The following is a 19,245-nucleotide window of genomic DNA, read 5'->3' as shown; positions in this document are numbered from 1 at the left end:
AAGACTGCCTGGATTTATTGTACATACCTTCATCTCTTGTAATCCAGTTTTACCGCCATTTGAAAGGTAAATCTACAATTGTTCCAGGCTTTTTAGCTGTCTCTATCAGCTTTAAAGCTGCTTTTATAACCTCTATCTGTTGCATTTCATTGTCAGGTTCACCAATCAGACTACCAAAAGGAAATGTAAGATGAGCTGCTCTAGGCAATTTATTAAGTTCTGCCCGAAACCCTATTATATCTCAATTACAACTCCCACATAAATTAACACAGATTTTTAAAATCTGTGTTAATTATAATATAATTTTCAGACTTTTACAAACTAAAATATGGTAAATCCAACCCGGGTTAGTCTTTCCTTGACCTTTCCAAAAAATATTAATTTATCACATAAAAAAAGGCGGCCAGAAGCCGCCTTGCTAATCATTATATTAATTTACTTCACCATCAGAGTTCCAGCCTCTCAGCCTGTAATATTCAGTCAGCATTTCTTCCCGATCTTCCTCAGTAATCATATGACCTTCAACCGGGCCATCAGGCAATGGTTCTTCCATAAACCGGGCTGGCAATGTATCATCTTCCTTATCGAAGCCGTGCATTATATTTATCTTTCTGGTTTCATCCCAGATTTTAGAACCAAGCTCCTGCCAGGGATTATCGCCGGACAATTCAAGATCGGTAGCAGCCTCCAGCATCAACTTATAACTTTCCTCGCTGATGCCATAGGTGCCAAAATCACATTTAACCAGAGTATCAAGGGCCGCCAGCTTGTTCTGCTGGTAAACAACCAAACTGGCCTTGCCATCAGTCGAAAGCCGCTCCAGCTTCTTGCCCTGCCATTCCAGACCACCAACTTCATGAGATACAGGAAATGAACGCTGGTGACAGCCCCCTCTATCTGCTGTCATTAAAGCCAGCCCCATCCCTGGTGCTCCCCGGGGCGGCCAGGCCGGTGTCTCAAGGCCTTTAATATGAATAGCAAATTTATTGCCACCAACAATCTTATCAGAAAATTCTTCAACACCTTCTGCCAGTAAGCCTGCCGTCCGACCTTTTCTAAAGGCTATTAGCTTAATCATTTCTCTGATTGCTTCAGCTTTACCAAAATCCAGGCTTCCAAGTTCAGGATCAGAATAAAGATTTCTATCTATTGCTTCAATCAAAAAACCGATTGCACCACCAGCTGAAATTGTATCAAGGCCTAATTCATCACAAAGATTGGCCAGTTTAGTGACTTCACGGATATCACCAAGCCCCAGATTTGAACCTAATAGACCCAGAGTCTCGTATTCTACAGTATCTGTCAGCATGCCACTATACTTGCCATGGCGAATTCTACCAATTTTGCCACAGGCAATCGGGCAACCACTACAGGCTAAATCTCTATTCCAGAAAAGCTCTGATTGTGGCTCTGTTTCAAGGTTTTCAGCTTCAGAAAATTGTCCTTTATTATAATTACATGCTGGCAGCATTCCAATTTCATTGGCAAAGGGAATAGATGATGGTGTCCCATTCTCACGGAAATTATCGATATCAGCAGATTCATCAAGTTCCTGCCTGGCTTTATCTACAGCTTCAACAAACTTAGACCTGTCAGCCACTTCAATCAAATAATCGCCTTTTACTGCTATAGCTTTAAGATTCTTGCTACCCATCACAGCCCCGGCACCACCACGACCAGCCTGACGGTTATTCTCACAGGAAATTAGACTATATTTAACCAGTTCTTCACCGGCCGGACCAATGGTAGCAACTCTGTAATTACCGCCATGTAGTTCTTTAACTCTAGCAGCAGTCTCAGAAGTTGAAAGATTTTTTAATTTTATACCAGATTTGACCTCTACTTTCCCATTATCTATTACTAAATATGATAAATGATCTGCCTTTCCCTTAATTATCAGACCATCATAGCCAGCATATTTAATAGCCTGACCAAAATAACCGCCAAAATAGGAATCGAGCCAGCCACCTGTCAACGGCGATCTAGTCACAACAACTGAACGCATAGCTGGAGCAAATGTTCCAGTAAGTGGACCGGTCAGAAAGAAAAGAACATTATCAGGACTTAGCGGCCCCACTGAATCATCAATATAATCCTGATAAAGCTTTACACCAAAGCCCTTCCCGCCAACATATTCTTCTATCAACTGATCATCAAGCTCAATTTCTTTTGTAGCATTAAATGTTAAATCAATCTCCAAGAAGCGTCCCATATAACTGCCATATTTCATCTGCTATACACCCCCAGAGCATCTGCAGGGCAGGCTTTAACACAGGGAACCTCACCCTGGCAGAGCTCACATTTTAGGGCATAGTTAAGATTTTTGTCTACCTTAACCATATCAACAGGGCAGGCCTCTTCGCACTGACCACAGGCTATACAGCTAACCTGATCTACCCTAACAACACCAGCTTCTCTATCAACCTGCATTGCCCCTGTAGGGCAGACCTGACTGCATACAGCTCTGCTGCATTGATGACAGATCTCTGGAAAATTAAAGACTCCATCTGCAAATAGATTCAAGTCAATGCAGGATCTATCAGGATTAAATCCTCCTAACCTGGTAAAGGAGCAGACTAAAGCACAGGTCTCACAGCCAGTACAGAGGTCAAAATCTGCCACTATCCTTTTCATTTCAATTCCTCCAACAAGATAATTTTTATTTGGTGTTGATGAAATATTATCTATAGATATTATCTAAAAGCTAAATAATTAATCTGAAGAAATTAATTTAACCGGTCAAGTGCTCTTTGTGCTCTCTCTTTAGCCTCTTGAAGGGCTTCTTCTGCAGGAACATTTTCAATCTGAACAGCATCTGCTGCATCATCCAGGGCCTGCTCTATATCTCCACCAGTTGGATCAATAAAGTAAGGTGAGGCAACTTCTAATTGATCCAGTGGAACCCTTGCCTGTGGATTATCCTCTAAAAATTCGGCAAACTCAGGAATGTCCTGGGCTGAGTCCCTTACAGCTAAATAACCTGTCCGCATATTCCATTCAGCAGTCTTTTCCGGACTTGAGAAGAATGTTAACCAGCGATAAGCGGCTTCTTGCTTTTCTTCACTGATATTTGCAGGGATAACGCCATATCTAGCTTCACCAACTGGGGCAGGATCTCCATAGCCTTCCCAGCCAGGCTGAATTGCTGCGGAAACAATATCAAAATCAAGGTCTCCCTGATCACCACTGGAACCAGTATAACCAGCAGCATTACCTTCTAAAACATCATCAATTGTGTCATACCAGTATTCCCAGCCGACACCACTGTGATGGATACCCATAATTTCATCATCATGGATCCACCTTCTAAATGCCTCCCAGGTCTCAACCCATTCTTCGCTGTCAATTAAAACTTCTGTGCCATCATCACTGATCATCTGTCCGCCACGGGCAAAGGCCGCATCCATCATATTATAGCGCCCCCACATTGGCATCCAGCCATACTGAACATCATCCCTGGCTGCTAAAATTCTGGCCGCCTCTTCCATACCTTCCCAGGTTTCTAACATTTCAGGATCTACACCTTCTTCTTCAAAAAGGTCATGGCGATAATAAAGTACCTGGGTAGTACCGAATAATGGAATAGCATACTGTTCTCCATCAATCATTGACATTTCAAAGAAAGCTTCATAATAATCATCAGCGTCAGTATCCTCATCGGCAGCTAATAAATCACTTACAGAAGCCAATATACCTCGACCAGCAAATTCAACAGTAGGGGTAGGTTCAAGCATTACTGCTGCAGGAGGGTCTCCAGCGGCGACACCAGCCTGAAAAGCCTGAAGTGCCTCATCAAAATCACCATAGGTTATTCCTCTAACATGAATATCTGGATTGGCCTCATTAAATTCTTCTATCATCTCTTCTGTAACTTCTCCAAGATATCCGCCAAGCCCGTAATAGTAATCTATTTCTACAACATCAGCCTGAAGATTAAATGAAAGACCTATAACCAGTGCGAATGCCAGAATACCAACTAAACCTGTTCTTAATAATTTTTTAAACATTTTAGCCTCCTTTTAAAAAGTCTAAATTCTAAGTCCAGGTCAATAGATTTAACCTTTAATTCCTGAGCCGCCAACGCCTTTAACAAACCATTTCTGAGTAATAAAGAAAAGTATTAAAAGTGGAGTAACAACAATCGTACTGGCTGCCATTATCAACGGCCAGTTAACACCATAGGCTCCCTGTTCAATAAAGAACTGACGCAAACCAATAGTAATTAAATAGAGCTCACGACTTCTAATAATCAACAATGGCCAGAGATAATTATTATACATCAGCACAAAATTAATCAGACCAAAGGTAATAAAGATTGGCTTTGTAAGTGGAAAAAATACTTTCCAGAGTATTGTCCAATGACTTGCACCATCAACCTTAGCAGCATCTACCAGTTCATCAGGCACCTGTAAAAAAGACTGTCTTGCCAGAAAAATTGCAAACACACTAACAGCATTAGAAAAAATAATCCCCTGATAACTATCAAGCCAGCCAAGCCTTGAAAGGATAATATAACTGGGTACATATGTTACCGGCACCGGTAACATATAAGTCGCCATTACAATTCCAAATAATATTTTTCTGAATCTAAATTCCAGCTGTGTAATTGCATATGCAAAAAATGCGGTCGTAATGACATGGAGTGCAACTATTGCTGATGCTGTAAAGAAACTATTGAAAATATATAAATTAAATGGCGCAGCCTGCCAGGCTTCTAAAAAATTACCCCACTGAGCTGTTTCTGGAAATATTGATGGTGGAAAAGCTCTGATTTCATCATGGGTTTTCAAAGCGCTTGTGAACATCCAGAAAAAAGGAAATACCATAAGAAAGCTCATTATTGCTATAAATAAGTTTAATGTTATTTTAGATATTCTTTCCTTTAATTTATAATTTTTTCTTGAGTCTATTTCCATTTATATTATCACCTTCTTTCTAAATCTAATTACTGATAGTGAACAAACTTTTTAGAAATTATAAACTGAGCGATTGCAAAAACTCCTGAGATAAGGAGGATAACTATTCCAATTGCAGCTGCCTCACCAGCATTAAATCTTTGAAATGCAGATTGATAATAATGATAGAGCAATGTTCTGGTAGCTCCTGCTGGACCACCCTGAGTTATTATATCAATCTGATCAAAAGCCCTTAAAGCTTCAACTGTGAGAACTACTGATAAAAATAAGGTTGTTGGAGAAACAAGTGGTAGGGTTATATATCTCAGCTTTTTCCAAAAAGTTGCTCCATCTATTTTAGCGGCATCATAAATTGTCTCTGGGATTTTATCCAGTGCTACCAGGTAGAAAACCATAGCCCAGCCTAATGTACGCCAGACACTTACAATAATTACAACTGGCATAGCCCAGGTAGAACTAGAAGCCCAGGGCAGAGCTGGAAAATTTAAAGAAACCAAAATGAAATTAATCAGCCCTCTTCTAGGATTAAAGAGCCAGGACCAGACTATAGCCATCGCAACAAGTGGTGTTACCCAGGGAGAAAATAAAAGGGTTCTATGAAAAGTCTTAGCGATAACTTTTCCTTTAAGCAAAACAGCTAAGAGAAGACCTCCTAAAACAGCCGGTATAACAGAACCAACAGTAAAATAAAGGGTATTCCAGAGGGTATCATAAAACCTGGGATCTGTGAAAAGATCCTGATAATTTTCAAGACCAACCATATCATAAACAGGCATCATAAGATCCCAGTTTGTCATACTTAAATAAAAAGCAAATATCATTGGTCCTATCCAGAAAACAATTAAAGGTATTAATGCTGGCAAGCAGAAAAAGAAAGCTGTGATTTTCTCATTTTTCATTTTATCCCAAATAGATAACTTGTTTGAACTATTAGTATCTGCCATAAGCAATATCTCCTTAATTTATATTATTGATTAAAAGCATTGTAATATATCTCTTCATAAGAATTGCGATCGATATCTCTAGGATTACCGATTGTTTGTGGATCTTCTTCAGCTGCAACTGCCAGTTTTGGAATCTCACTTTCTTTAACTCCAAGTTCTTTAAGAGTTGGAATATTAATATCATAAGCAAGTTCTTTTACAGCCTGAACTGAAACCAGAGCTGCTTCCCGATCAGTTAAATTCCAGACATCTTCTCCTAATGCTATAGCTATTCGCTTAAACTTTTCTGGATAACCAAGCCAATTATATTCCATGACTGGAGCCAATAAAGTTCCAACGGCTGCTCCATGAGGTATATCTGGCTTAATGCCTCCCAGACTCTGTGTCATTGCATGGACAGCACCTGCACTTTCACTGCCATATGAAAGTCCAGCTAACATAGCTGCCTGTGCCATGTAATATCTGGCCTCAAGATCAGATGAATTAGCAACTGCTCTTCTTAAATATTCACCGCAATACTCTATGGCTAAAAGAGCGACTGAATCTGTCATCGGTTGAGCATAATGGGAAGTATAACATTCAACTGCATGGGCTAAAGCATCCATTCCAGTTCCTGCAGTTATATGAGACGGCATTGACATATGAAGTTCCGGGTCTATTAGAGCTATATGGGGAGCTATCAGTGGACCACCAACATTATACTTAACCTGTCGGTCATGATCAGTAACAACAGACCACATTGTAACTTCACTCCCAGTACCAGCAGTTGTCGGAATAGCTATCAACGGCGTGATTCTTTCTGTTAGAGGCTTTCTGCCAAACTCATATTCCAGAATAGAACCGCCATGGGTTACAATTACACCAATACCCTTAGCTGTATCAATAGAGCTGCCGCCTCCTAGAGCAATTAATCCATCACAACCTTCTGACTGAAAAAAGTCTCTACCTGTATCGATTAATTCGACATCTGGATTGGCAAAGACTTCAGCAAAGAGTGCATAGTTATAATCAGCCTTTTTAAGTACTTCCTCTAGTTTTTTCAATAAGCCGGCATCTTTTATTCCTGGATCAGTAACTATTAATGGACGATTAATTCCCTCTTCTTCCAGAAATTTAGGTAGTTCTGCTATTGAACCAGCACCAGCAACTACCTTTGTAGGCATCTCAAAACTTTTAATTTTTCTAAGATCGAGCAAAATAACCCCTCCCCTTCACTTTAATTATTTAACTATCTAAAATAATTATACATTTAATCATGGTTAAATGTCAATATAGTCAGAAAATTTATTATATTATTCCATTAAAAAAGACGGCCAGAGGCCGCCTGAATTAATAATTATAATTTATTTGTTAGTTTCTAAAAAATTAAATAGATAATATAGTTTCTAGCAAGACTTCTGTTCCCAGGTAAATATCTTCCCAGCTGGTTTTTTCTTCAGGGCAGTGACTCTTACCTGCTATACTTGGCACAAATATCATACCTGTGGGAACCTTCCTTGCAATCTCTTTAGCATCATGGCCGGCTCCACTTATAATCTTTCGGCCTGAAATTCCAAGCTTCTTGCACGCTTTTTCAATTATATTAACTATATCTGGAGCTGTTTTTACTGGTGTCTTATTGACAATCCTTTCAATCTGGATGTCCTTGCTGATCTGATTGAGATAATCTGTTATCTGCCCACCTGCGACATCTATCTTAGTCTGATCTAAATCCCTTATCTCAATGATCAATTCAACTTCTCCTGGGATTATACTGACTGCACCAGGCTTAATTTCCAGGGTCCCAATTGTAGCCACGAAGGGCTCACCTAATTCTCTTGCTATATTCTCAACCTCAAGTATTAATTTAGCAGCAGTTACCAGGGCATCCTTTCTTAGCCCCATAGGTGTAGTTCCTGAATGGTTAGCCTCACCAATAATTTCAACCTGATAACGGGTGATCCCGGCTATTCCAGTAACAATTCCAATTGGAATATTCTCGCCTTCAAGAACTCTGCCCTGTTCGATATGCAATTCTAAAAATGCCTTAATTTCATTAAGATTACGCCGAGATGCCAAAAGGTCTTCTGGTCTTAAATTATAATCTGGAAGATGATCCTGTAAAAAACTCTTATCAGGGGAAATTAAGCCTGCAATAACTCTACTGGCAAAGGTCCCTCCCATCGCGCTACCTTCTTCAGCATTAAAGGCAACCAGTTCTAGAGGGTTTTTAGTAGTTATTCCCAGGTCATTTAAAGTATTAATAACTTCGAGACCGGACATAATTCCAAGCAATCCATCATAGAGACCGCCGTTTTTAACTGTATCAAGGTGGGAGCCAAACATAATAGCTGGCAGGGTATTATCCTCTCCATCTCGGCGACCATAAATAGTAGCTAATGGATCCTGCTTCACCTCTAAACCAGCATCTTCCATCAACTGGCTCAATCGCCAGGCTGCAACCTTATATTCATGGCTAAATGCCAGCCTGGTGATACCTCCAGTCGAATCTTTTCCAATATTGCCAATCTCAAGCATACTAGTCTTAAGTCTCTTTTTATTTATTCTCATTATTATATAATCCCCTAACTTGTTTGCTGATTAAGATCTTTCCTGGTTTTCTTATCCGCAAGTATATTCGCCTCTTTTTATTACTGGTTCTCCTGATTTAATGATCATTTCAATATTATTAATCTCTGATAAGACTTCAATATTTTTAATAGGGTCACCATCAACTATTATCAAATCAGCATCTTTGCCAGGTCTTATTGAACCTGTTCTATCTTCAATTCCCAGGGCTCCAGCTGCAATAATGGTAGCTGATCTGATTGCATCTAAATTAGACATACCTGCCTTAACCATTTCAATTATCTCAATAGCATTGGTCCCATGAGGGACAAATGGCATCCCAGAGTCTGAACCCATGGCAATTTTGACTCCGGCCTGATAAGCGGCCTGAAAACTTTTAAGCCGTTTTCCCCGGCTGCTCAAAGCCTTATTTATAGAATAATCAGGAATGCCTGAATCACCCTTTAGCCTCTTTAAATTGCTACTATATGAAAAGGTAGGAACCAGGTAAATATTATTCTCCAACATGAACTCAATATCAGCCTTGTCCAGAATTGTCCCATGTTCAATTGTATCACAACCAGCTTCCAGAGCTAACTTAACCCCGGCAGCACCATGGGCATGGGCTGAAATCTTAAGACCATTATCATGGGCAATCTCTACAGCAGTCTTCACCTCTTTTAAACTATAAACTTTAGTATCAGGAGATGAAGTTTTACGGAATGTCCTGCCACTGGTCATAATCTTAATCTGATCGACACCGAGAGCTACTAGTTCTCTTGTTGCTCTTCTGATTTCACTTGCTGAGTCCATTGTATACTGGCCTGAAATTTTAACTTCAGGCGGATAAATTCTAAAATCTGCCCCTGTTGGTGCAATCTTATAGCCACTGGCCAGAACACTGGGGCCAATAATAAAACCATCATTTATAGCATCTCTAACAGCCAGGTCGACTAGATGCTCTGCACCTAAATCTCTAATTGTTGTAAAGCCTGCCTCCAGGGTCTTTTGGGCATTACTTGCAGCTTGAATAGCCTTCAATGGCACTGACTTTATTAGAGTTTCATGCTCATTTTCAGCCGGGACCAGCTGCAAATGGGTATGGGCATCAATCAAACCAGGCAAAGTAGTCCTGCCTGACGCATCAACTTTGATTATATCAGCACCAGTTGGCAGCTCTATATCATTGCTACTGCCGGCTGCTGTAACCCTGCTATCTTCAATAATAATAACCGAATCCTCAATTATATCTCCAGCCTCTACATCGATTAACTTGCCTCCTGTAATAATAATTTTACTAGCTCCCATTTTCGACCTCCTGCATTTTCAACCAATTGATAGCAAGTAATAATAAAGCCTGAACCCCATTTAATAGGATTTCTTCTGGAAAATCAAAGTAAGGGCTGTGGAGCCCAGGTGAGTCTTTAGATTCTGCAGCCCCTAACCAGAGAAACAGTCCTGGCACAGCCCGGGCAAAATAGGCAAAATCCTCGCCGGTAGGTGCCGGTCTTTCTTCTAATACTAGCTCTGTTAAGCTGTCAGGCCTGCTTAAAGTTTTTTCAGCCAGTTGAACTAGCCCCTGGTTGTTAACTACTGGGGGATAGCCTCTGATATAATTAAATTCTGCTCTGCCCCCTAAACCTTCAGCTGTCTTTTCAATAATTTCTTTCATCCTTGCTTCTACTTTATCTCTAACTTCCTGATTAAAAGTTCTAACTGTCCCTTTAAGGGTTACCTGATCCGGAATGGTATTATAACGGGTTCCACCATTAAAAACTCCAACTGAAATAACAACCTGCTCAAAGGGGTCAGTATTTCTACTGACGATTGTCTGCAGGTTGTTGACTATCTGGGAACCGATAACTATCGGATCGACTGTGAAATGAGGCTGGGAAGCATGGCCACCCTGACCAGTGATTTCAATCTGGAATGGGTCTGATGCTCCCATAATCACCCCGGAACGAGTAGCAATCTTGCCGACAGTTAAATTAGGCCAGATATGCATACCCAATATTGCTTTAACTTCAGGATCTTCAAGCACACCTTCTTTAATTAAATACTGGGCTCCACCGCCACTCCAACCATCTTCTTCAGCTGGCTGAAAGATCAATTTGATACTCCCTGGGAATTCAGCCTTTAAGCTGGTCAGAATCTTTGCTGCACCGAGTCCCATGGCAGTATGACCGTCATGGCCACAGGCGTGCATTAAACCCTGATTTTGAGAGGCAAAGGGTAGGTCAGTCTTTTCTTTCATCTCCAGGGCATCAATATCAAATCTAAGCCCAATTGTCGGCCCTGGCCGACTGCCTTTGATTAAGCCAGTAACCCCTGTATTATAAAACCCAGTTTTAATTTCATAGAGATTTAAATCCTCTAAAATAGAAATTATATACTCTGAAGTCCTGAACTCTTTCTGGCTGGCCTCTGGAAACTGATGAAGATGACGACGCTGTTCAACAATCCAGTCTTTACTTTCCTGTAATAAGTCTTTTATTTGCTGGAGCATAGATATACCCTCTTTCTTTTAAATATATTAGCTTTTTAATCAAGCAAGGTCTTCAGCCAATTCTGGATCTGCTACCCAGTCTGATTTGCTGGCAAGCCCTCTGTGCCGGATATAAAAAACTACTGCTAAAGCCAGGCCTGACAGTCTAATTGTAGGATTAGGAATTATAAGCAAAAGAGAAGCTATTCCAAATAAAAGCCTCTCAAATAAGCTTAAAGGAATCTTGAGCATACCGATGATTACTGCTGCAGCAAGATAAAGGCCAACAAATAATGAAAAAGACGAATAAACATAATTAACCCAGCTAAAGTCTATCATTAAGATTACCGGATTATAGATAAACATATATGGCAGTAGCATTCCAGCCGCCCCGAGTAAAAACCCGTATTTGGCAACAAGGTTAGTATCAGCTTCGGCAATGGCCCCCGCCGTAAACGATGTTAGAGCTACTGGCGGTATAACAGCTGACATTATTCCAAAGTAAAAGGCAAAGAAATGGGCTGCCAGCACTGGTATACCAAGCACCATTAGCGCTGGAGCTGCTATAGTAGACGTAACTATATAACATGCTGGTCCAGGCAGACCCATGCCTAAAATAATTGCAACTATCATACAGAGAAATGCCGTTAAAAATAGTTGTCCCCCTGCCAGACTAACAATATTATTACCGATAGTCTGGCCAATCCCTGTCATACCGACTGAACCGATTATAAATCCGACCAGGCCACAGATTACAGCTATTGATATAGCATTCTGGGCTCCTTCAGCCATGGCATTTAAGATGTCCATAAAAGAAAGCCTGGTTTCCTTTCTGATTGCACCTGCGACAATTGTTGAAATGATACCAATAAAACCAGCCATAACCGGGCTAAATCCAATAACTAGGGCTGCAATAATTAAAATCAGGGGTAGAATTAAATAGCCCCGCCCAAGGATAACTTCTTTAAGATCAGGCAATTTATCTCTATCTAAACCGACGATGCCCATTTTAGCTGCCCTTAAATCAACCATATTATAAAGGGTAAAATAATATAAGATTGATGGTGTTAAAGCAGCAGCGATTATTGTTGAATATGGTATTCCAATTAAAGAGCTCATAATAAAAGCAGCAGCTCCCATGATCGGCGGCATTAAAACTCCGCCAGTGGAGGCTATCGCCTCAACTGCCCCTGCAAAGTGTGGAGTATAGCCAGTCTCTTTCATTAATGGAATCGTAAATGAGCCGGTTGTTGCCACATTGGCCTGGGAACTACCATTAATTGTTCCAGTTAGTGCACTGGCAAAGATTGCAACTTTGGCTGGGCCACCTCTGGCTTTTCCAGTTAAAGCCTGGGCAAAATCATTGAAAAACTTTGAAGCCTGTGTCGCCTTTAAAAAGCTGGCAAACAAAATAAACATAAATATATATGAAGCTGAAACCATTAAGGCAACACCCAGGACCCCTTCAGAAGTCATTGTCATCCTCACTAGAATTCTCTGGAGATTAAAACCTCTATGAGCCAGCTGGCCAGGCATATAAGGCCCAACATAGATATATACAACAAATAGAGTTGCCAGAATTGTTAATGGTAGACCAACTAACCTTCTTGATGCCTCAATTAATAATAATGAAAATACAATTCCATAAATAAAGTCAGACCTGATTGGGACAAGCATGGCCTGGGTTAATCTTAAATAGCCAAAATAAAAGTAAACACCACAGCCAAGAGTGGCCAGGAATAAGGTCCAATCAATAATAGAAGGCCTATCCAATGGCGATCTTTTAGTAGCTGGGGTTAAGAGAAAACCCAGCGACATTAATAAACTAAGATGGATTAAGTTCTTTTGGACAACTCCAATCAACCCAAAGCTATTCATGTAGAGGTGAACTGCTGAAATACCTATTGCATAAATCCAGACGAAAGTTTTTAACCTGCCTGATAAAGATCTAGACAATTTCTGTTTATATTCTTTTCTCTTCTTTTTAGCAGCCATAATTTCACTCCTTCAAATTAATTCAGAAAGAGGCCTAACAAATCGTTAGGCCCCGGGATTATCTAAGATTTTAGAGCTCAGGTGGAAGTAATTCTTCTGGAATTTCAAAGCCCTGCTCTTCATAAAATCTTACTGCTCCTGGATGAAGAGGAGCACCACTCAGACCTGCAATAGCTTCTTCTAAAACAACTGGCTTTAATGCACTCTGTCTCTCGTGAAGTTCTTCTAACTCTTCTAGATAAAAAGCATTAAGCATTGCGTATATAATATCCTCGCTGACATCTTCAGTAACAACTATTGCTGTTTTGAAACCAACAACTGATAGGTTTCTATCCTGACCTGGATAAGTCCCCTCAGGAATAACAACCTTTGTAAAATATGGTGCTAGCTCCTGGAGATCAGCGATCTCATCATCGGTAAATTCTATGATATCAACATTGACAGGGCTAGCAAATAATTCTGAAACCGCAGCAGTTGGGTAACTGGCACCTAAATATGCTGCTGAGATTAGATTATTCTGCATTGCCTGGGCTGAATCGGAATAACCCATATACTCGGCCCTTAAATCTGCTTCAGTAAAGTCACCGACAGCCTCAAAGATTGGAGGAGTATAGAATGTTCCTCCACCACCTGGAGGCCCTAAAGCAACCCTTTTACCAACAAGGTCATGGACAGTCTCAATGTCGCTATCTAGCCTATAAACAAACTGGATAACTTCTGGATAAAGGGCAGTAACATATCTTAAATTCTTGATTTCTGCTCCTTCATACTGCTCTACTCCAAGATAAGCCTGGGAAGTCGGAACTGCACCAACAATAGCCATTTCAATTTCATTATAAGCAAGCATTTGGAGATTATCAGCACTACCTCCTGAGGTGTGAGCTGAGAACCTGACATTCATCTCTTCTCCAATAGCATCTTCGATAACTGTGGCAATTGTAACACCTACTGGATAAAAAGTTCCTCCGGTTGAACCTGTTGCAATCCCAATAAATTCACTAGCAAAGGTCGCAGTACTAAATGCCATAATCAATAAGACTACAATAAATACTGTTAATAATTTTTTCATATTATCCTCCCTATTTGTCTTTATTGTTTTGGTAAATCTTCCTATATAATTCCCCCCTCACATTAAGTAATTTAGTGCTTTAAAGACTTAAATTAAATATACTATATATATTCTATGTATATGCATAAAATCCTTTAAATATTAAAAAATATTGTCGAAAATAATCAGAAATAATTCATGAACTCCATGAATTATTAAATCAAAAAGATAAAAAAAGACGGCCAGAGGCCGCCTGAATCACTTATAAAGTATTTATCTGATATGAATAAATATAGCTTTAATTATTTCCTATCTCTGAGAACATACCACCTTTTCCGCTGAGGATAACTTTGCTGCTCTCTCTGATAGAAACATAGACAGGAACTGCTACCAGAGCTCCCAGGATTCCAAATGAAAGGGAGGCGATGACAATACAGAGAATTACAGCAATAGGATGGGTGTTTAACATGCCACCCTGGAGAATTGGCCTGACAACATTGTTTTCAAACTGCTGGACAATCGTCATCAAGACAGCCACCTGGAGTAACATTACCCAGCTGGTCGTTAAGGCAATAAAAACAGCCGGGGCAACACCAATTGCCGGTCCGATAAATGGTATGATAGATGCTACTGCCAGTATAAAAGCCAGACCCAGGGCATTGGGCATCCCGATAATCATATAGCCTATGAACATAATAATACCGGAGATAGCTCCAACTAAGAGCTGACTGGGTATATAAACACCGAAGGTTCGATCTATTTTACCTATAATTGCTTTTACAGTATCTCTTTTCTCCTTAGGGATCAATCTGAGAAACTTCTTGAATAATAGTCTATCATCTTTAAGAAAATAAATTACCAGAAAGGGTGTTAAAAAGACTATAATAAACATCTGGGCCAGGGAATCAAAGATCCCTATAAAATCAAAGCCTGTAACCCTATTACCAACATCTCTGGCAATTTGAACTAACCTACCCTCTATATCAATTTCTGCTAAAAATTCTATCTCCTCTACATCACTTATTGCCTGACTGATTCGGACAGCGATATTTTCATAATCACTTAAAAATCTAATCAGTCTTTGAACTTCTGTATAAATGATATTACCAGCAAAATAAGTTATAAAGGAGATTAGAACAAGCAGTGCTAAAATTGTTAAAAGAATCGATAGATTCTTATGCTTAATATTTTTATACAAAAATCTGACTGATGGTCTAAGTAGATAATAGAAAAATGTTGCCAGTAGTAATGGTATTATTACTAACTGAAAGATACCGCTAAAAAAATCAACTAGCTGTGGTATCTGGTTTATAATAAAAAATATTGCTAAGAGCATTATAGTAGCTGCTGTAAATTTAAAGAATCGGTTCTGAAACATTTTTGGCCTCCTAAATACAATGGTAAATTATATATCTATATATAATATAACATATATAGGGCCTTAAATGCTAGTAATATAAATAAATGCCGGCAGGCATTTAACATTCTAGCTTATGGGGAAGATCTTGTATGGGGTTGCCTGCCGACAAAAGTTAGTTTTCAACAAGTTATTAACAATTAGTCCACAATTTATCCACATTGTGCACAGGTTATCCACATATGATCATCAGTTTATGAGTCTGGATTACTGCTTTTATGATAAATGCTATCTAAAAACTCAGTTTTAAAAGCAGTCGGTGAATACTTAATTCTGCCTGCTTTTTCCCCGGCGACATTATATAAATGAACTGCCGCTACAACTCTTTTAAATAAGTCAGGTTCATGATCACTGACAGCTGCAAAAACTGCCAGGCTGCTGCCAAGCATACAGCCTGTACCAACAACAGCTCCAAGCATTTCATCTCCACCTGCTAGACTGATAGCTCTATCTGAATCAGCGATGTAATCTTCCGGGCCTGTGACAACTGTGATTGCAGAATGGCTTTCGGCAAGCTTTCTGGCTGAATCTTTATAATTATCGCCTGCAGCCATTGATTCTACTCCTCTGATCTCTGAATCAACTCCTGCCAGAATATCTATCTCACTCTGATTTCCTTTAATGACTGCAAAATCAAGCTGGTCCAGCAGTATATTAACTGACTTTATCCGATAATCTGTGGCCCCGGCACCAACTGGATCTAAAATAACAGGAATTCCTAATTGATTGGCTCTCCTGCCTGCATTGAGCATAACTTCTAATTTATGATCATTGAGGGTACCAATATTAATCAGGAGGGCAGCTGCTGACTCGACCATTTCAGCTGCATCTTCTTTGCCGCTTGACATTACTGGCAAAGCACCCCAGTTTAATGTTATGCTGGCAGAGTCATTCATGGTAACTTCATTGGTCAGCTGTAATATTAACGGCTTCTGTTCATTGATTTCATTTAATAGATTCTGGCCTGTTTTATTTAAATCTGAAAATAGATCAGTTAATTCCATTTTTAATAGCACCTCTTTTGGCTGAGATTATTCTGTCTTTAAAGATTTTAGTCTCTTCAGAAATATTTGCTGCTTTTGTAATTGCTGATATAACAGAGATAGTATCTGCTCCAGATTCAATGACCTGGCAGCAGTTATCTTTATTAAGCCCACCGATTGCAATGATTGGAAGGTTGCTCTTTTCGCTTATTTTTGTAATTCCTGCCGGCCCAATTCCATCTTTGGAGCTATCAACCTGCTTGGAATCAGTTGAAAATACGGCACCTACTCCAAGATAATCGGCACCATCTCTTTCGGCTAATTCTATTTCTTTAAAGGTATGTCCTGAGATTCCAATGATCTTATCTTCTCCGAGAATTCTTCTGGCTTCAATCAGGGGGAGATCTGACTGGCCAAGATGAACTCCATCTGCATCAAGAGCCAGGGCAAGATCGACCCTATCATTTACAATGAAATCTATATCTGTCTGTTCAGTTATTTTTTTAATCTCCTGGCCAAGTCTAAACCTTTCTCTTAATGGCAGGTTTTTCTCTCTTAACTGGATTACATCAACGCCACCATCAACTGCCTCTCTGACAACTTCAAGGGTTGAGCGACCAGCTGATAACTTCTCCTCTGTGATTAAATAGAGATCCCAGTTCAATTTCTTCAAGTAGCTTCACCTCGCTCGATACATTTAACAAGATGGTTAACAGGATTATTACCTGAACCAATCTCAATTTCATCTTTAATAGCCCGGGTAATATACTGCTTTGAGGCCTCTAAAGCCTTTCCGACTTCCAGACCCAGGGCCAGGTTACTGGCTATTGAGGCTGAAAGTGTGCAGCCTGTACCATGGGTATTATTAGTTTTAATATACTGGCCACTTAATTCTGTGAAGTTTTTGCCATCATAAAGGATGTCAGTGACCTGGGGGGGCCGGCCACTGACAGTTGCCTCTATGTTAGAGTGGCCTCCTTTAACCAATACATATTCAGAGCCAAAATCATATATCTTTCTGGCCAGCTCTTCTGGATCAACTTCTGCATTAGGTTCATATCCTGCCAGAACTCTGGCTTCATTTAAATTTGGGGTGACCACCTTTGCCAGGGGCAGGAGTTTTTCTCTATATGCATCAACGGCTGTGCTCTCAAGGAGCAGGTCACCGCTGGTAGCAACCATTACTGGATCTACAACAAGATTAGCCTGATTATATTCTTTGAATTTTTCTGATGTTAAAATAACGATCTCTTTAGTTGCCAGCATTCCTGTTTTGGCAGCATCAAAATTAATATCCTGGAAAACTGAATCAAACTGGCTGGCAATAAAATCTAAATCTACTGGACTAACGTCCTGAACACCAAGGGTATTCTGGGCTGTTAAGGCTGTTATAACTGAGGCGCCATAGACATTATGGACTGTCATGGTTTTTAAATCTGCCTGGATACCGGCGCCTCCACCAGAATCAGAGCCAGCAACTGTTAGAACTTTTTGCATAATTAATCCCCTTTCATATAAATGTTTTGGCATATAAAAAAGCACAGCCCGGGAAGGACTGTGCCTGAAATACAAATTATTTTAAGTCTATTATAAGTGAAAATAATAGCACTTAATCTACACATCCCTCCGCTGGTATTATCCAGATCAGGTTTCAAGGGTCTAGAGGTCAATACCTCATTCTCAGCTATATAATAGCTCCCCCTGTGCTTTATTTAGTTTTTGCTAATACGGCTATATTATAACATAAATACTGGAATTAAAAAAGAGGAATATAAATTAAGATTAACTTATGTTATAATAAACTAAAGTAATTGTAGCCATTAGAGGTGATAATATGACCGAGTTGATTGATGATCTAAAAGCTGTTAAAGATTATTTTGTAAATTTAGATGATATAGAGAATATCCAGGCTGCTTATTTGTTTGGATCCCATGCAAGTGGGAAGGCCAACCGTTTAAGTGATCTTGATATTGCTATTTTGCTAAGGGAAGAAAAAAATCAATCAGAAATCAAGTTGAAGGTCTTAAAAGAACTAACTGATCTAGGTTATGATAATATTGATCTAGTAATATTAAATAACCTTTCAATTGTTGCAAAATACGAGGTTGTAAAACATAACAATTTATTATATGCAGCAGAAGACTTTGAACCGAACAGTTATTTTTCTTTAACTATTCGAAAATACCTGGATTTCAAGCCTTATTTGAAAGTACAGCAAAAATATTTAAAGGAGAAGATACTTAATGATCAGGATGGACAGTCATAGTTTTCAGCGAATGGCCTGATATCCAGGACTGGGGTTTCATTAATGGCATCGAGACCTTTAACTTTCAGGATATTATCATCCCTGCTCAATAATTTATTCTTCATCCAATAAATCCATTATTTCTTTTTCGGATAGACTATCATCAATATTAAAATTTTCTTTTCTCTTCTTGATAATTTCATCTATTCCTGGTCCTTCAAGATTAAACTGCCAGAGTATACCGAATTTATCTATTACTGCACCGAAACATTTGCTCCAAAAGGTCTCTTTAAGTGGCATCAGGACCTGACCATCCTCTTCCAGCCGCTGAAAATATTTTCTGATTCTATCAATACTATCAGAGGTAATAACCAGGCTCATATTTGTCCCAAAAGTTACAGGATCGTCTTCTATGGCATCTGAGAACATTACGACACTTCCTTCAATCTCAAGACTGGTATACATAACTCTCCTGATGTCAGCTTCCGATAAATCTATCTCAATATCTTCTAAGTTTTCCTCAAAGGTATCAATCTCTGGACTGTCAGTTTCAAAAACCTCTGCATAATATTCGACTGCCTCTCTACAGTTGCCATTAAAAAATATAAATGGATCGGCTGGCATGGTTTACATCTCCTTTATTTTTATTATTGAGGCTAATAAAA

General features: G+C 39.5%; 19 protein-coding genes and 1 riboswitch. Of the genes, 1 reads left to right on the top strand and 18 read right to left on the bottom strand.

The annotated features are described in order from the left end of the window. Positions 1 to 49: 49 nt before the first annotated feature. The 16 genes from I0Q91_RS00590 to thiD all read right to left on the bottom strand — a co-directional run bounded on the left by I0Q91_RS00590 (position 50) and on the right by thiD (position 17,832). Positions 50 to 208, bottom strand: coding sequence for a hypothetical protein (locus tag I0Q91_RS00590; RefSeq protein ID WP_270452196.1), 159 nt, complete (start codon positions 206 to 208; stop codon positions 50 to 52). Positions 209 to 430: 222 nt separating this feature from the next. Continuing rightward, positions 431 to 2,230 carry an aldehyde ferredoxin oxidoreductase family protein gene (locus I0Q91_RS00585; RefSeq protein ID WP_270452194.1) on the bottom strand — a complete coding sequence of 600 codons (1,800 nt, stop codon included), beginning with the start codon at positions 2,228 to 2,230 and terminating at the stop codon, positions 431 to 433. Next, positions 2,227 to 2,634, bottom strand: a complete 408-nt coding sequence (locus tag I0Q91_RS00580) for a 4Fe-4S dicluster domain-containing protein (protein WP_270452193.1) — start codon at positions 2,632 to 2,634, stop codon at positions 2,227 to 2,229. Before I0Q91_RS00580 ends, I0Q91_RS00585 begins: the two co-directional genes overlap by 4 nt. A 92-nt stretch (positions 2,635 to 2,726) precedes the next feature. Further along, positions 2,727 to 4,007 (bottom strand): ABC transporter substrate-binding protein, encoded by a 1,281-nt coding sequence (locus I0Q91_RS00575; RefSeq protein WP_270452192.1) that lies wholly within the window; start codon positions 4,005 to 4,007, stop codon positions 2,727 to 2,729. Between the two features lie 48 nt (positions 4,008 to 4,055). Then, complete coding sequence (locus I0Q91_RS00570; protein WP_270452191.1) at positions 4,056 to 4,916, bottom strand: carbohydrate ABC transporter permease; 861 nt, start codon at positions 4,914 to 4,916, stop codon at positions 4,056 to 4,058. Positions 4,917 to 4,945: 29 nt separating this feature from the next. After that, positions 4,946 to 5,860 carry a carbohydrate ABC transporter permease gene (locus tag I0Q91_RS00565; protein WP_270452190.1) on the bottom strand — a complete coding sequence of 305 codons (915 nt, stop codon included), beginning with the start codon at positions 5,858 to 5,860 and terminating at the stop codon, positions 4,946 to 4,948. A gap of 23 nt (positions 5,861 to 5,883) precedes the next feature. Then, positions 5,884 to 7,056, bottom strand: coding sequence for a choline dehydrogenase (gbsB, locus tag I0Q91_RS00560; RefSeq protein WP_270452189.1), 1,173 nt, complete (start codon positions 7,054 to 7,056; stop codon positions 5,884 to 5,886). Between the two features lie 169 nt (positions 7,057 to 7,225). Further along, positions 7,226 to 8,410 carry a Zn-dependent hydrolase gene (locus tag I0Q91_RS00555; RefSeq protein ID WP_270452188.1) on the bottom strand — a complete coding sequence of 395 codons (1,185 nt, stop codon included), beginning with the start codon at positions 8,408 to 8,410 and terminating at the stop codon, positions 7,226 to 7,228. A 51-nt stretch (positions 8,411 to 8,461) separates the two neighbouring features. Beyond that, entirely contained in the window at positions 8,462 to 9,715 is a 1,254-nt protein-coding gene (locus I0Q91_RS00550; protein WP_270452187.1) for a metal-dependent hydrolase family protein, read from the bottom strand. Further along, positions 9,705 to 10,913, bottom strand: a complete 1,209-nt coding sequence (locus I0Q91_RS00545; protein ID WP_270452186.1) for a M20 metallopeptidase family protein — start codon at positions 10,911 to 10,913, stop codon at positions 9,705 to 9,707. Before I0Q91_RS00545 ends, I0Q91_RS00550 begins: the two co-directional genes overlap by 11 nt. 39 nt (positions 10,914 to 10,952) lie before the next feature. Then, positions 10,953 to 12,887, bottom strand: a complete 1,935-nt coding sequence (locus tag I0Q91_RS00540; protein WP_270452185.1) for a TRAP transporter permease — start codon at positions 12,885 to 12,887, stop codon at positions 10,953 to 10,955. Between the two features lie 70 nt (positions 12,888 to 12,957). After that, entirely contained in the window at positions 12,958 to 13,956 is a 999-nt protein-coding gene (locus tag I0Q91_RS00535; protein WP_270452184.1) for a TAXI family TRAP transporter solute-binding subunit, read from the bottom strand. A 277-nt stretch (positions 13,957 to 14,233) separates the two neighbouring features. Beyond that, positions 14,234 to 15,313 (bottom strand): AI-2E family transporter, encoded by a 1,080-nt coding sequence (locus I0Q91_RS00530; RefSeq protein ID WP_270452183.1) that lies wholly within the window; start codon positions 15,311 to 15,313, stop codon positions 14,234 to 14,236. A gap of 233 nt (positions 15,314 to 15,546) precedes the next feature. Continuing rightward, the gene (gene thiM / locus I0Q91_RS00525) at positions 15,547 to 16,356 is read right to left on the bottom strand and encodes a hydroxyethylthiazole kinase (RefSeq protein WP_270452181.1); all 810 of its coding nucleotides are present in this window, start codon (positions 16,354 to 16,356) and stop codon (positions 15,547 to 15,549) included. Then, positions 16,343 to 17,008, bottom strand: a complete 666-nt coding sequence (thiE, locus tag I0Q91_RS00520; protein WP_270452180.1) for a thiamine phosphate synthase — start codon at positions 17,006 to 17,008, stop codon at positions 16,343 to 16,345. The genes thiM and thiE overlap by 14 nt, the downstream gene beginning before the upstream one ends. Continuing rightward, positions 17,005 to 17,832: a bifunctional hydroxymethylpyrimidine kinase/phosphomethylpyrimidine kinase gene (thiD, locus tag I0Q91_RS00515; RefSeq protein WP_270452179.1), complete on the bottom strand. Its 828-nt coding sequence runs from the start codon at positions 17,830 to 17,832 to the stop codon at positions 17,005 to 17,007. The genes thiE and thiD overlap by 4 nt, the downstream gene beginning before the upstream one ends. Before the next feature lie 107 nt (positions 17,833 to 17,939). Further along, positions 17,940 to 18,047: riboswitch (TPP riboswitch) on the bottom strand. A 122-nt stretch (positions 18,048 to 18,169) separates the two neighbouring features. Between thiD and mntA the strand changes: the two genes are divergently transcribed. Next, on the top strand, positions 18,170 to 18,601 hold the full coding sequence (gene mntA / locus I0Q91_RS00510; RefSeq protein ID WP_270452178.1) for a type VII toxin-antitoxin system MntA family adenylyltransferase antitoxin: 432 nt from the start codon (positions 18,170 to 18,172) through the stop codon (positions 18,599 to 18,601). Here the strand turns inward: mntA and I0Q91_RS00505 are convergent. Both I0Q91_RS00505 and I0Q91_RS00500 read right to left on the bottom strand, forming a co-directional pair. Then, complete coding sequence (locus tag I0Q91_RS00505; protein WP_270452177.1) at positions 18,583 to 18,705, bottom strand: TrmO family methyltransferase domain-containing protein; 123 nt, start codon at positions 18,703 to 18,705, stop codon at positions 18,583 to 18,585. The genes mntA and I0Q91_RS00505 overlap by 19 nt on opposite strands. After that, positions 18,695 to 19,204: a VOC family protein gene (locus I0Q91_RS00500; protein ID WP_270452175.1), complete on the bottom strand. Its 510-nt coding sequence runs from the start codon at positions 19,202 to 19,204 to the stop codon at positions 18,695 to 18,697. The genes I0Q91_RS00505 and I0Q91_RS00500 overlap by 11 nt, the downstream gene beginning before the upstream one ends. Positions 19,205 to 19,245: the final 41 nt, after the last annotated feature.

This window comes from Halonatronomonas betaini (assembly GCF_015666175.1).
GTDB lineage: Bacteria > Bacillota > Halanaerobiia > Halanaerobiales > Halarsenatibacteraceae > Halonatronomonas > Halonatronomonas betaini.
The sequence above is the reverse complement of the archived record's forward strand: the minus strand, read 5'-3'. Positions and strand labels throughout refer to the sequence as shown.